Origin of the sequence: Mesorhizobium sp. BR115XR7A, assembly GCF_020165315.1 — a bacterium.
Classification (GTDB): Bacteria; Pseudomonadota; Alphaproteobacteria; order Rhizobiales; family Rhizobiaceae; genus Mesorhizobium; species Mesorhizobium australicum.
Map to the genome: position 1 here is coordinate 79,271 of NZ_JAIUHW010000015.1, position 12,219 is coordinate 91,489.

Genomic DNA, 12,219 nt, shown 5'->3' on the forward strand with positions numbered 1-12,219 from the left:
TAACTTGGGCCGCATGAGCAATTTGGGCCGCAGGGGTAACTTGGGCCGCAGGGATAACTGGTTTTCAGTCGAACAGGCTCGAGACCGATTCCTCGGTCGCTGTGCGCGAAATGGCTTCGCCCATCAGGTCGGCGATCGAGATGACGCGGATGTTGGGTGCGTCGAGCACGCCTTGCGTCGGCTGGATGGAATCGGTGATCACCAGTTCCTGCAGCTTCGAGCCACTGATGCGAGCGACCGCGCCGCCCGACAGCACGCCGTGGGTGATATAGGCGGTGACGCTGGTGGCGCCGTTGGCTAGCAGTGCGTCGGCGGCATTGCACAGCGTGCCGCCGGAATCGACGATGTCGTCGATCAAAAGGCAATCCTTGCCGGCGACCGCGCCGATGATGTTCATGACTTCCGATTCGCCGGGACGCTCACGGCGCTTATCGACGATGGCAAGTTGCGCGTCGAAACGCTTGGCAAGCGCACGCGCACGCACCACGCCGCCAATATCGGGCGACACGACGACGACATTGCCGAGTTGCTTGTACTTCGCCTTGACGTCACGGGCCATCACCGGCACCGAGAACAGATTGTCGGTGGGGATGTCGAAAAAGCCCTGGATCTGGCCGGCATGGAGATCCAGCGTCAAAACCCGGTCGACACCTGCACGGGTGATCATGTTGGCGACCAGCTTGGCAGAGATCGGCGTGCGCCCGGAAGCGCGGCGATCCTGCCTGGCATAGCCGAAATAGGGAATAACCGCCGTGATGCGCTTGGCCGACGAGCGCATGAAGGCGTCGATCATGATGAGCAGTTCCATCAGGTGATCGTTGGTCGGAAACGAGGTCGACTGCAGGATGAAGACATCCTCGCCGCGCACGTTTTCCTGGATCTCGACGAAGATTTCCTGGTCGGCGAAGCGCCTGACACTGGCCTTGCCCAGCGGGACGTTGAGATAGCGGGCGACCGCTTCGGCCAGCACCCTGTTGGAATTGCCCGCGAAGAGTTTCATGCACCGTTCCTGGTGGAGGACGGAGAAGCCTGGCGGACTCTCCTGCACCTTTTAACCGGGCTTTTAGCGGCCCGCGCGGCTATTGCAAGCGCCGAGATCGTGAATCCGCCGGCTAAGCCTAAGAAAGCTGTTCGGCATCACCGGCTGGCAACACCTCAGCTCGCCTTGCCGCTGAGAAAGGCCGCAAACTGGTCGATGGTCTGGTCGGCGATCGCCTGCATGGTGGCTGGCGAGACCGACTTCCAGCTGTCGGCGCCCGCGCTGTCGCCGGAACCGGTGGAAGGCGCCTTCATCTGGCCGTTGATACGGTGCAGCCGGTTGCCAGAGGGGTCGTAGACATCCCAGACATAGATGACCGTGGTGTCCTTGCCCTCCGTCATCGCCGAGAAGTAGCCCTTGAGCACATGGGTCGCGGTCTGGTCCTGGCTGCCGGCCAGCGTGATGCCGCGCTGCCTGGCGCGTGTCTGCAGTTCCGCCGTCAGCGGCGTTGCGGCTTCCACCGAAGCGCCGACGATCGGCGCGATCTGCAGCCGGGTCTTCGCCAGGATGGCGGCGGCCTGGGCCGAAGTGATGGGCGCGGGCGCGCCCGCCGTCGTGGTGGCCGTCGCGGCCGTGGATGGCGCCGGGGCGGGAACGGTGGCGGCAGCGCTGCCTTGCGTGGCCGGTGCGGGCTGCGCCGAGGCCGCCGGCGGGGTGATGGCGGAAGGTTCGAGGACGTCCTTTGCGTTGGTGCAGGCGGTCAAAGCCAATGCCACAAGCAATGACACGGTCGTCACATGCGATCGTCTCATTTGCCTTCTAACTCCTTGGCGAAGAACGCCTCCCATTATGGATTCACTGCACGATCAAGTCGAGATCATGGCGGGACAGCGGCTTCGGCTGGGATTCGGTGGTCAGGTAGGTGCGGCCAAGCGTCATCGCCGTCTCGGTCTCGGAGTCCATGATGATCATGTGGGCAAACAGCGTCATGTTCGGCGCGATCGGCTCGGGATTGCCCTGGTAGAACATCGGCATGTCCATCCAGGACGGCGTGAAGCGGGCGCCGACCGAATAGCCGCAGGCGTTCAGCCGGTGCTTGGTCAGCCCGTGCGCTTCCATGGTGCGGGCATGGGCGTCGAACACATCGCCGAAGCTGTTGCCCGGCGTCATCGCCTTTTCGACGGCCAGAAGTGCCGCGCGTGCGGCGTCGAACAGCTCCTGATGGCGCTTGGAGACCTTGCCGGTCAGCACCGTGCGCATCATCGGCGCATGGTAGTGATGGAAGACGCCGGCCCATTCGAGCGTCAACTGGTCGTTCTTGGTGAGCTTGCGGCGTCCGGCCTTGTAGCGGCACAGCAGCGCATCGACGCCGGAGCCGATGATGAACTCGTTGGCCGGATAGTCGCCGCCGCCGGCGAAGATCGCGCCCTGCATGGCGGCCAGGATCAGCGCCTCGTCGCCGCCCTGCTTGATCAGCGGCAGGGCCGCGTCCAGCGCGTCGTCGGAGAGATTGGCTGCCTTTTCGGCCTTGGCGACCTCGGCCGGGCTCTTGAACAGGCGCAGCCGCCCGACGATGCCGGAGGCGTCGGCGATCTGGCCGAAGGTCTGCAACTGCTCGTCCAGGCGGCGGCCATTGTAGGCGGTCAGGCCGTGGGTGTCGTATTCGACGCCGATGCGGGCGCCGAGCAGGTCGAGTTCGTTAAGCAGGTTGCGCAGGTCGACCGCGGGATTGGCGCCGTCGCGGTCGGTCCACAGCACGATGTTGTCGATGATCGAGGTTTGGCGCGCCTGGCGCAGATCGGCCGAGCGGGTCAGCAGCACCATCGAGCCGTCGGCCTTGACCACCAGGCACTGGAAGAAGCAGAAGCCGAACGTGTCGTAGCCGGTGAGCCAGTACATGCTTTCCTGGGCGAACAGCAGGATGGCGTCGAGCTTTTTCTCGGCCATCTCTATCATCAACCGGTCGCGCCGCGCGTCGAATTCGGATCGTTCAAAATGCAGCGCCATTATACCTTCTCCAAAACGATTGCCGAAACCTGCCGGCCATAATCGGGCTCCCTGCGGTGCGTGGTGCGCCGGTAGGAGTAAAACAGATCTTCCTCGGCATAGGTGCAGCGGCCAAGGCCATCGGCCGTCACACCAGCCTTGGTCAGCCGGTCGATCGTGTAGCGGTTGAGGTCGAACATCGAATGGCCGGCATGGGCCGAAGGCACGAAATACCGGGCATTTTCGCTGTCGGCCTCGACGAAGCGGGCGACGAATTCGGGCCCGACCTCATAATTTGCAGGGCCGATGGAAGGGCCAAGCACGGCGACGATGTTTTCGCGCCGGGCGCCGAGGCTCTCCATGGCGGCAATGGTGTTTTCGAGCACGCCTGACAAAGCGCCTTTCCAGCCGGCATGCGCCGCGCCGATGATGCGCGCGCCGGGATCCGCGAACAGAACCGGGCCGCAATCGGCGGTCGAGGCCCCGATGGCGATGCCCGGCCGATCGGTGACGATGGCGTCGGCCTTTGGCCGTTCGCGGGCAAAGGGTTCCCTGGCGACGATGACGTCGGGCGAATGGACCTGCCAGGCGGTCAGCAGATGATTTGCGGGCACGCCCATCCAGGCGGCGACACGGGCGCGGTTCTCGGTCACCAGCGCCTGGTCGTCATCCGACCCGGTGCCGATGTTCAGGCCCCGGTAGATGCCGGTGGAGACGCCGCCGGTGCGGGTGAAATAGCCGTGGCGGATGCCTTGTGCCTGTGCCTTGTCCAGCAGCGGCGACCGAATGGGATCCGGTTTGGTCTGATTGAGCATGCGGGCGTTGTTGTCCGTGTGGGCGGTTTCGTCAAGGAAAAGCGGCCGGCAGTCCGGCGGCTCTTTTACCGGACGGGAGATTGGGAGGGGTAGCGACGAAAAGTCAATCCGCCGTTGCGAAGGGCCTGACGGAGACGTCGCGTGGAACGACGGCCAGGACCTTGAAGAGTTCGCCCATCGCTTGCGGCCCGGCGAGCCGTTCGACGGCATCCGATATGTTGTCGCGTGCCGCCTGGCCGGCATCGGCGCCCAGCTGGCCGGCGCGCTCCAGAATGCCCATGCCGAGCAGGAAATTGCCCTGCGTCGACAGATGGGCATCGAGACCATGCGCGCGCACGATCGCTGCAAGAGCGGCGAAATCGACATGGGACGTAAGGTCTGCCTCACCGGGATTGGCCAGCACGTCTTCGTGATTGTGCCGGCGCAAGGCCTGCAGCGTGTCGCCGACGCCGGGCCGCAGATGGCCGTAGTCGAGGAATAGCCCGGCGCCGCCATGAGCCGCCATGCGCTCGGCGATCGCCGCCATCAAGGCGGTGCGGGCGGGCGCGATTTCGACGATCGCGCCTTGCCGCGCGTCGGCCGCATCCCTGGGCAGCAGCGTCGGGTCGACCGAGCCGGCGCCGGCGAAGAAGCAAAGATTGCCGGCATCGTCCAGGCCGACCATGCGCTCGCGCCACTCGGCGCCGGCACGGACGAACTGGCGGATAGGCACCGCATCGAACAATTCGTTGCCGACGATCAACAGCGGTTGATGGGGCAGCGTCTCGATCGCTTCATGCCAGTCTATCGCGAAGGGTGTCGCTCCAAGCGTCTGCTTCTGGATCTCGGCCAAGCGCGGACTGGTCTCGATCATGGCGAAGGCGGCGCCGTTGGCCAAGGCCGGATCGAGCCGCGACAAGGTGCGCAGCATGTCTTTCATCAGCGTGCCACGGCCGGGGCCGATCTCTGCGACGGTGACCGGCATCGGCCGGCCGATCGCTGCCCAAGCCTGGTAAAGCCAGACGGCGACGAGTTCGCCGAACATCTGGCTGATCTCCGGCGCGGTGATGAAGTCGCCCGCCGCGCCGAACGGCTCGCGTGTGGTGTAATAACCATCGCGCGGATCGAACAGGCACAGCGCCATGTATTCGTTGATGGGCATCGGACCGACAGCCTCGATCAGGTCGACGATACGAGCCTTCAGCCGCGTCATGTTGCCTGCGGCTGCGTTTGCGTCACCGGCTTGGCCGTCGCCATCGCCCAGATGCCGGCCAGCACCATCGGCGTCGACAGGATCATGCCCATGGTCAGCCAGTTGGTGCCGAGGAGATAGCCGAGCTGCTGGTCGGGTTCGCGGAAGAATTCCACGAAAATTCGTGACAGGCCGTAGCCGCAGATGAAGGCGCCGCCGACAAAGCGCGGTGTCTTCAGCTTGAGGCGCGAATGGGTAAGGATGCGCAGCACGACAAACAGCGCCAGCCCTTCGAGCAAGGCCTCGTAGAGCTGGCTCGGATGGCGGGTGAACGGACCGCCGTTGGGGAATTCGATCGCCCAGGGCACATCGGTGGGCCGCCCCCAGAGCTCGGAATTAATGAAGTTGGCGACGCGCACGAGACCGAGACCGACCGGCACGCCAGCTGCCACGACATCGAACAGCGACCAGGTGCGGATGCCGCGCTTCATGGAAAACAGCGTCATGGCGAGGATGACGCCGAGCAGGCCGCCATGGAAGGACATGCCGCCTTGCCAGACAGCGAAGATGTCAAGCGGATGGGCGATGTAGCGCGCCAGGTCGTAGAACAGGACGTAGCCGGTGCGGCCGCCCAGAACCACGCCAATGGCCGCCCAGACGATGAAATCGTCGAGATCCTCAGGCTTCATCGGCAGGACGCCGTCGGGCCAGAGTTTAGGATTGGCGGCGAGCCGCTTGGCATACCACCAGGCAAACAGGATGCCGACGATGTAACCGATGCCGTACCAGTGCACCGCCAGCGGCCCGATCTGGACGAGGATCGGATTGATATTGGGAAAAGGCAGCGAAGCCAGCGGCAGCAGGAAATATTCGTTCAACGGGGAGCTCTCGGTTGCGATCGGCGCGGACCATGCGGCAGGGTTTTGGCAGGGTCAAGGCAAGGTCACGGGGGTCAATGGTCCGGGAACAGATTCGCGTCCAGGAACAGATTCGCTTCCAGTTCCGTCGCCGTGGTGGCGTGCTTACCCCCTGGGCTTGGCGGCCACCACTTCGCGCAAGGCGTCGTTGATCCTGTCCTGCCAGCCGGGACCATCTTCCTGGAAATGATCGAGCACGGCCCGGTCGATCCTGATCGAGACCAGCTCGCGGACATTCGGTGCGGTGGAGGGTTCGCGAGGCGGGGCCGCTGCCGGTTTCTTGACCGGCTTGAAAACAGCTTCGGCGGCTTCCATCGGATTTGTCGGTCTGCGCGGGGGCGTTGCCATTGGTTGTCCTGATTGAAACGTGCGTGAGGGAGACGAGGGCCTTAAAATAGGCGAGTTGCCGCTACCAAGTACAGCTTCGGAGCCGTTCGAGAGGCTCCTGCAGGACCCGCCCATCATACGGGCCGTGCGCCATAGCAGCGCGGAGGTCGCATAGGACCCCAACGTTCTTGCATTCCTCGCGCCACGTCACTAATTCAAATCAAGCAAGCGAGGATTTGCCATGTCGACCGGACCGAACCGCATTCTCGATGAATTCGCCAAGCTGATGACCGATGCGGCCGGTGCCGCTCAAGGTGTGCGGCGTGAGGTGGAGACGGCCTTCAAGGGCCAGGCGGAGCGCATCCTCAACTCCATGGATGTCGTGCAGCGCGAGGAGTTCGAGGCCGCGCGCGAGATGGCCGCCAAGGCGAGGGAAGAAAACGGCAGGCTCGCCTCGCGCATCGAGACGCTCGAGGCCAGGATCGCCGAGCTGACCGGTCAGGCCACACCTGCGGCGCCGGCGAAGCCCAAGCCGAAAAAATAATTCGTTAAACTTTTCCACAAAGCACCAGCCTAAAAATCGCTTTGCCGTGAATCGCTTACCGGCATTGCGTGACTCTTTGTGACAGGCACCTTTCCACATGCGAATGACGCAGTGCGAAAAATTGGGCTGTTCACGCGACTCCCGATCAATAGACTGAATTTGTTGCATGATTCGGAGCAGGGTCATGCAACCGGGCGGTGGGGTTCGGTCTGGGGTCTTTGCGTTGATAAGTCCCGGCCGTCCGAGTTCTAGACAAGATTGTTCGTCGTGTGTGCCCCGCGGAGCGTGTGGCGCTCCCCCTGAACACAGGAAGCATTCCATGGAACTTCTCGAACTCGAATTTTCCCGCGAAATCCATCCGGTGGATGTGATCGAGCAGGTGGCCCACAACAATGACTGGTCCTTCGAACGGGCCGGCGATGACGAAATCTCGATCTCGGTTGCCGGCAGCTGGACCGACTACCACGTCTCCTTCTCATGGATGGAGGATTTCGAGGCGCTGCACCTTGCCTGCGCCTTCGACATCAAGGTGCCGGAAGCCCGCACGCTGGAAGTGATGCGGCTGTTGTCGCTGATCAACGAACAGATGCTGTTCGGCCATTTCGACCTCTGGGAGCAGGAAGGCGCGATCATGTTCCGCCAGTCGCTGCTGCTCGCTGGCGGGGTCGAACCCTCGAGCCAGCAGGTCGAGGTGCTTTTGTCCTCGGCGCTGGAAGCCTGCGAATGCTATTTCCAGGCTTTCCAGTTCGTCGTCTGGTCGGGAACCTCGGCCAAGGACGCGCTGGCCGGCGTGCTGTTCGAGACCTTCGGCAACGCCTGAGCAGAAGCGTTCGACATGAGTTCAAACAACGAGCGCAAGCCTGAAATCAGCTTTGCCGATTTCGATCGTGTCGACATCCGTGCCGGCACGATCGTCGAGGCCGAACCGTTTCCGGAGGCGCGCAAGCCGGCCTTCAGGCTGAAGATCGATTTCGGGCCTGGGATCGGAGTGAAGAAGTCCTCGGCGCAGATCACCAAATACTATTCGCCCGAGACCTTGATCGGCCGACAGGTCTTCGCGGTGGTCAATTTCCCGCCGCGCCAGATCGGCCCGTTCATGTCGGAAGTGCTGACGCTCGGCTTTCCCGATGAAGAGGGCGCCGTGGTGTTGGGCGCCATCGAACGCAGGGTGCCGGATGGCGGCAGGCTGTTCTAGGCTTTCCGAGGTCAAACAGAATACCGCCTCGTTCCTTGGCGTCCCCGCCGGCCTGTCGGATCAGGCCGCCAGCTTGCGCGTCGTTCCCAGTGCTTCCCCGACCGCGTCGAGAAACATTTCCGCGCAGGCCTTCCAACTGTAGCGCATGGCGCGCTCGCGGGCCTGGTCGCGGCTGACGTCGAGCGCGGCCAGCGCGGCCTCGCGCAAATCGGTGGAAACAGCACCGCCGACACCATCACCAACGATGTCGATCGGCCCGGTCACCGGGTAGGCGGCGACCGGCGTGCCGCTGGCCAGCGCCTCGATGATGACGTTACCGAAAGTGTCGGTGCGGCTGGGAAAGACGAAGACGTCGGCGGAGGCGTAGATTTCGGCCAGTTCGTCATTGGGGCGATGGCCGAGGAAATGCGCCTTCGGATATTTCGCCTTCAGCTTGGCAAGCTCGGGCCCTTCACCGACGATCACCTTGCTGCCGGGCAGGTCTAGGTCGAGGAAGGCCGACAGGTTCTTTTCGATGGCGACGCGGCCGACACAGAGGAAGACCGGGCTGGGGAAGCCGAGGTCCTTGCGCTTGTCGGGCCGGAAATGCTCGGTGTCGACGCCACGCGTCCAGGGCCTCAGCTTGTTGAAGCCGCGCGCCGTGAGATCGTCGGCGAGCGACTGGGTGGCGACCAGCGTGCCTTGGCCCGAATTGTGGAAATCGCGCAGCCAGCGATAGGCCCAGCTCTCCGGTACCGGCAGGCGGGCGCTGAGATATTCGGGAAAGCGGGTGTGGTAGCTGGTGGTGAACGGCCGGCCGGCATTGCGGCAATGGCGCCGCGCCATGATACCCAGCGGTCCCTCGGTGACGATGTGAATGTGGTCGGCCTTGTAGCCGTCGATCAGGCGCGCGACATGGCCGGGCGTGGTCAGCGCCAGGCGGATGTCGGGGTAGGTCGGCAGGGGCAGGGTGCGAAAGATGTTCGGGGTCAGGAACTCGACCGCGACGTCGAAGGATTTCAGGGTCTCGGTGAGCCGCTCCAGCGTGTGGACGACGCCGTTGACCTGCGGGCGCCAGGCGTCGGTGACCATCACTATGCGCATGGCGGCCCTTTGCTCCGGAGGTCGGCGGTTGCCTTGAAACGATGCCGGAACGGCGACCATGCGGCCGCCCTCGCTTCGCTCCAGCGCACCCTGACGGGTACGGGGTCGAAGTGAGGCGGCAAGGACGAATCAAGTGCGGTCGCGCGCTTCATGCGCGCTCTTGACCATGGTTTCATGACGGGCGGATGAAGCAGACCGTGATCCCGAAAGGTCGAAAGCGGCTTTCAGGCAAGATCATGCCAAATAGAGATCAGGCCGGAACCTTGATCACCGCGCGCAGGCCACCCATCGGGCTGTCGTCGAGCGTGATGTCGCCGCCGTGGCTGCGGGCGATGTCGCGGGCGATCGACAGACCGAGCCCGGTGCCGCTGGCGTCGAGGTTACGGGCTTCGTCGAGCCGCACGAAGGGCTTGAACACGTCTTCGCGCCTGTCGGCCGGAATGCCTGGCCCATTATCGTCGACGGTGACGAGAAGCGAGCCGCGGCCGTGGTCGGCGGTGACCTCAACGGTGCGGGCATAGCGGAAGGCATTGCCGATGACGTTGGACAGCAGCCGCGCGAAGGCGTTCGGCCTGACATGCACGGTCGGATCGCCGGAAAGCGTCGTCGACAGCCTGCATTTGCGCAAGTTCGCTTCTTCGCCAAGCTTGTGGAAATAGGCTTCGAGATCGAAACGTCCCGGGTCCTCCGAGGCCTCGCCCTTGGCAAAGGCGAGATAGCCTTCCAGCATCGACTGCATGTCCTCGATGTCCTGGTCGAGCGCCGCCTTGGTCTCGGCCTTGCCGCCGGCCAACGCCAGCTGCAGCTTGAAGCGAGTAAGGATGGTCCTGAGATCATGGCTGACACCGGTCAGCATGGCCGTGCGCTGCTCGATCTGGCGCTCGATGCGCTCGCGCATCTGGATGAAGGCAAAGCCGGCGCGGCGCACCTCTTCGGCCCCGCGCGGGCGGAAATCGCGCGGCATCGGCCGGCCCTTGCCGAAGCTTTCGGCGGCCTCGGCAAGCGCCAGGATCGGCCGGATCTGGTTGCGCAGGAAGGGGATGGCGATCATCAGGAGCACCAGCGAGGTGCCGACCATCCAGATCAGGAAAATGTGGGTGTTGGAGGCATAGGCCTGGCTGCGGCGCACGAAGACGCGCAGCACCTTGTTCTCGAGCTGGACGCGCACTTCGATGATGTTGGAATTGCCGACAGTGTCGATCCAGAAGGGGCGGTTGATCTGCCGGGTGATTTCGGCGGAGAGAACATCGTCGAGGATAGAGAAGAACGGCTTTGGACCGGGCGGCGGCAGCGGATCGGGCGGCAGGAGATCGACCTTCAGCTGCATGCGATCCTGCGCGATGCGAATGATGTTGGCGTAGTCGGCGTCGTGCGGATAAGTCTCGATCAGGTCGATGATGGCGGCGATGTCGCGCACGGTGGCCTGCGACAGGCGTTGCGTCACGGTTGCCCAGTGGCGTTCCATGAAATCGAAGGCGACGACCGACTGCAAAAGGATCATCGGCGCGATGACGATGATCAGCGAGCGCGCATAGAGGCGCTTGGGCATGTAAAGCGAAACCAGGCGCCAGAACCGGTTCCAGATGCGCGGCACCGCCTTGAGCGACCGTGTGGCGCGTGCACTCAAACCGTCATTGTCCGGCTGTTCCAGTTCCGTGGTCGCCATTGGCTCTTTTCATCCGTCGGCGGTGTTGGGTCGGGATGACGTTTGGCTGAATCGTCATCCTGATCCAACTCTTTGTTGGAGCATGATCTTTTCCGAAAACCGGTTCCCACTTTTCGGGACCATGCACTTGGGCCGCCGCCGGCATTCTATTCCACGCTGAGCCGATACCCAATACCGCGCACGGTCTGCAGCCAGACCGGATTGGACGGATCGCGCTCGATCTTGCGGCGCAGCCGGTTGATCTGGACGTCGATGGTGCGCTCGCCGACTTCCGAATCGTCGCCGACGAGTTCGTGGCGGGGGATGGTTTCGCCGGCGCGCGCGGCGAAGATCGCCAGGATCTCCTGTTCGCGGTCGGTCAGCTTCAGCGCCTCGCCGCCGCGCTTCAGTTCGCGCCTGGCGATCTGGAAGGTGTAGGGGCCGAACACCAGCTGCTCGACCTTGGGCGTCGCCGCCGGGCCGCCACGGCGGAGGATGTTGTTGATGCGCAGGATCAGCTCGCGCGGGTCGAAGGGTTTTGGCAGGTAGTCGTCGGCGCCGGCTTCGAGCCCCGAGATGCGGCTGTCGGTCTCCGACAAGGCCGTCAGCATCAGGATCGGCACGTTCTTCTCGGCGCGCAGCGCCTTGGTGAGATCGACGCCACTTTCTCCCGGCATCATCACGTCGAGCACGAGCAGGTCGAAATCGAGGCCGGCGAGCTTGCGGCGGGCCTCGCCGGCATTGCCGGCGACGGTGACGCGAAAGCCGTTTTCGGTCAGATACTGCTTGAGAAGATTGCGAATGCGGGTGTCGTCGTCGACCACGAGCAGATGTGGTGCGTCGTCATCCGGTGCGGCCGCGGTGTCGACCCTCTCAGTGCTCTCCATGGCTTTTCCCTGACATTTTTGCGGACCCAACGTCGATCTGAGCTCTCAGTTCCGGATTGACCATTGCTTCGAGGAAGCGTTCCACCAAGGTCCGTTCGGTGGCGCCGGAATCTTCCAATGCAGCACGGATGCGGCGTGACTGTGGCCGCGCCAGCGCCAGCGCCAGCGCACGGCCCTTGGCCGTCGGATAGAGTTCGCGCTGGCGACGGTCGCGCGGGCCCTGCAACTGCACGACGTGATCGGTGTCGATCAATTGCTTCAGCACACGCGCCAGGCTCTGCTTGGTTATCTTCAGCACGTCGAGCAATTCGGCGACGGTCAGGCCCGGCCGGCGGTTGACGAAATGCAGCACGCGGTGGTGGGCGCGGCCGAAGCCGTAGTCGGCCAGGATTTGATCGGGATCGGAAGTGAAGTCGCGATAGGCGAAGAAGAAGAGTTCGATGATGGCGAAGTCGATGCCGTCCTCGCTGGTGATTGCGGTCCTGATCGGTTTTCCGGCAGCTGGGCTTTTGTCCGTCATCATTTCTCCATGGGAACGGGAGATTATGTCAGTACTATTGACGTAATTTCCCTGCAATGGTAATTTTTGACAAGCTTTTGGGCGGATTGCGAACGAAAAGGCGAGGCAAGCCGGTTTTTCCGGAACTTCCTGAGTTTGCCAGGGCGCGAT

The 12,219-nt window shown here is 63.5% G+C and carries 14 protein-coding genes; 3 read left to right on the forward strand and 11 right to left on the reverse strand.

The features are described 5' to 3' along the window. Positions 1-64: 64 nt before the first annotated feature. The 7 genes from LB557_RS26835 to LB557_RS26865 form a co-directional block, all read right to left on the reverse strand. A complete protein-coding gene (locus LB557_RS26835; protein ID WP_015316090.1) occupies positions 65-1,000 on the reverse strand; it encodes a ribose-phosphate pyrophosphokinase in 936 nt (311 codons plus the stop codon). A gap of 155 nt (positions 1,001-1,155) precedes the next feature. Then, a complete protein-coding gene (locus tag LB557_RS26840) occupies positions 1,156-1,791 on the reverse strand; it encodes a hypothetical protein (protein ID WP_140617698.1) in 636 nt (211 codons plus the stop codon). Between the two features lie 43 nt (positions 1,792-1,834). Continuing rightward, on the reverse strand, positions 1,835-2,986 hold the full coding sequence (locus LB557_RS26845; RefSeq protein ID WP_015316092.1) for a M24 family metallopeptidase: 1,152 nt from the start codon (positions 2,984-2,986) through the stop codon (positions 1,835-1,837). Then, on the reverse strand, positions 2,986-3,780 hold the full coding sequence (gene pgeF, locus LB557_RS26850; RefSeq protein ID WP_224642575.1) for a peptidoglycan editing factor PgeF: 795 nt from the start codon (positions 3,778-3,780) through the stop codon (positions 2,986-2,988). The genes LB557_RS26845 and pgeF overlap by 1 nt, the downstream gene beginning before the upstream one ends. A 103-nt stretch (positions 3,781-3,883) precedes the next feature. Beyond that, the gene (locus LB557_RS26855) at positions 3,884-4,972 is read right to left on the reverse strand and encodes a class I SAM-dependent methyltransferase (protein WP_224642572.1); all 1,089 of its coding nucleotides are present in this window, start codon (positions 4,970-4,972) and stop codon (positions 3,884-3,886) included. Continuing rightward, the gene (gene lgt / locus LB557_RS26860) at positions 4,969-5,829 is read right to left on the reverse strand and encodes a prolipoprotein diacylglyceryl transferase (protein WP_224642570.1); all 861 of its coding nucleotides are present in this window, start codon (positions 5,827-5,829) and stop codon (positions 4,969-4,971) included. Before lgt ends, LB557_RS26855 begins: the two co-directional genes overlap by 4 nt. 144 nt (positions 5,830-5,973) lie before the next feature. Continuing rightward, complete coding sequence (locus LB557_RS26865) at positions 5,974-6,216, reverse strand: BrnA antitoxin family protein (RefSeq protein WP_140617702.1); 243 nt, start codon at positions 6,214-6,216, stop codon at positions 5,974-5,976. Positions 6,217-6,436: 220 nt separating this feature from the next. Here LB557_RS26865 and LB557_RS26870 point away from each other — a divergent pair, with 220 nt between their 5' ends. From LB557_RS26870 to LB557_RS26880, 3 genes are all read left to right on the forward strand, one after another. Continuing rightward, a complete protein-coding gene (locus LB557_RS26870) occupies positions 6,437-6,739 on the forward strand; it encodes an accessory factor UbiK family protein (protein WP_015316097.1) in 303 nt (100 codons plus the stop codon). A gap of 319 nt (positions 6,740-7,058) precedes the next feature. Continuing rightward, on the forward strand, positions 7,059-7,559 hold the full coding sequence (locus LB557_RS26875; RefSeq protein ID WP_015316098.1) for a YbjN domain-containing protein: 501 nt from the start codon (positions 7,059-7,061) through the stop codon (positions 7,557-7,559). Between the two features lie 15 nt (positions 7,560-7,574). Next, positions 7,575-7,934: a tRNA-binding protein gene (locus tag LB557_RS26880; RefSeq protein WP_015316099.1), complete on the forward strand. Its 360-nt coding sequence runs from the start codon at positions 7,575-7,577 to the stop codon at positions 7,932-7,934. A 60-nt stretch (positions 7,935-7,994) separates the two neighbouring features. Here the strand turns inward: LB557_RS26880 and LB557_RS26885 are convergent, their stop codons facing one another. The 4 genes from LB557_RS26885 to LB557_RS26900 all read right to left on the reverse strand — a co-directional run bounded on the left by LB557_RS26885 (position 7,995) and on the right by LB557_RS26900 (position 12,069). Beyond that, positions 7,995-9,017 (reverse strand): glycosyltransferase family 4 protein, encoded by a 1,023-nt coding sequence (locus tag LB557_RS26885; RefSeq protein WP_015316100.1) that lies wholly within the window; start codon positions 9,015-9,017, stop codon positions 7,995-7,997. A 250-nt stretch (positions 9,018-9,267) separates the two neighbouring features. Then, entirely contained in the window at positions 9,268-10,683 is a 1,416-nt protein-coding gene (locus tag LB557_RS26890) for an ATP-binding protein (RefSeq protein WP_224642568.1), read from the reverse strand. 146 nt (positions 10,684-10,829) lie between these two features. After that, a complete protein-coding gene (locus LB557_RS26895; RefSeq protein ID WP_023770265.1) occupies positions 10,830-11,549 on the reverse strand; it encodes a response regulator in 720 nt (239 codons plus the stop codon). Continuing rightward, positions 11,536-12,069: a MarR family winged helix-turn-helix transcriptional regulator gene (locus LB557_RS26900; RefSeq protein WP_015316103.1), complete on the reverse strand. Its 534-nt coding sequence runs from the start codon at positions 12,067-12,069 to the stop codon at positions 11,536-11,538. Before LB557_RS26900 ends, LB557_RS26895 begins: the two co-directional genes overlap by 14 nt. Between the last annotated feature and the right edge of the window lie 150 nt (positions 12,070-12,219).

Coding starts and splice junctions, on each gene's coding strand:
- LB557_RS26835 (WP_015316090.1), bottom strand. CDS start 1,000: ATGAAACTCTTCGCGGGCAATTCCAACAGGGTGCTGGCCGAAGCGGTC.
- LB557_RS26840 (WP_140617698.1), bottom strand. CDS start 1,791: ATGAGACGATCGCATGTGACGACCGTGTCATTGCTTGTGGCATTGGCT.
- LB557_RS26845 (WP_015316092.1), bottom strand. CDS start 2,986: ATGGCGCTGCATTTTGAACGATCCGAATTCGACGCGCGGCGCGACCGG.
- pgeF (WP_224642575.1), bottom strand. CDS start 3,780: ATGCTCAATCAGACCAAACCGGATCCCATTCGGTCGCCGCTGCTGGAC.
- LB557_RS26855 (WP_224642572.1), bottom strand. CDS start 4,972: ATGACGCGGCTGAAGGCTCGTATCGTCGACCTGATCGAGGCTGTCGGT.
- LB557_RS26865 (WP_140617702.1), bottom strand. CDS start 6,216: ATGGCAACGCCCCCGCGCAGACCGACAAATCCGATGGAAGCCGCCGAA.
- LB557_RS26870 (WP_015316097.1), top strand. CDS start 6,437: ATGTCGACCGGACCGAACCGCATTCTCGATGAATTCGCCAAGCTGATG.
- LB557_RS26875 (WP_015316098.1), top strand. CDS start 7,059: ATGGAACTTCTCGAACTCGAATTTTCCCGCGAAATCCATCCGGTGGAT.
- LB557_RS26880 (WP_015316099.1), top strand. CDS start 7,575: ATGAGTTCAAACAACGAGCGCAAGCCTGAAATCAGCTTTGCCGATTTC.
- LB557_RS26885 (WP_015316100.1), bottom strand. CDS start 9,017: ATGCGCATAGTGATGGTCACCGACGCCTGGCGCCCGCAGGTCAACGGC.
- LB557_RS26890 (WP_224642568.1), bottom strand. CDS start 10,683: ATGGCGACCACGGAACTGGAACAGCCGGACAATGACGGTTTGAGTGCA.
- LB557_RS26895 (WP_023770265.1), bottom strand. CDS start 11,549: ATGGAGAGCACTGAGAGGGTCGACACCGCGGCCGCACCGGATGACGAC.
- LB557_RS26900 (WP_015316103.1), bottom strand. CDS start 12,069: ATGACGGACAAAAGCCCAGCTGCCGGAAAACCGATCAGGACCGCAATC.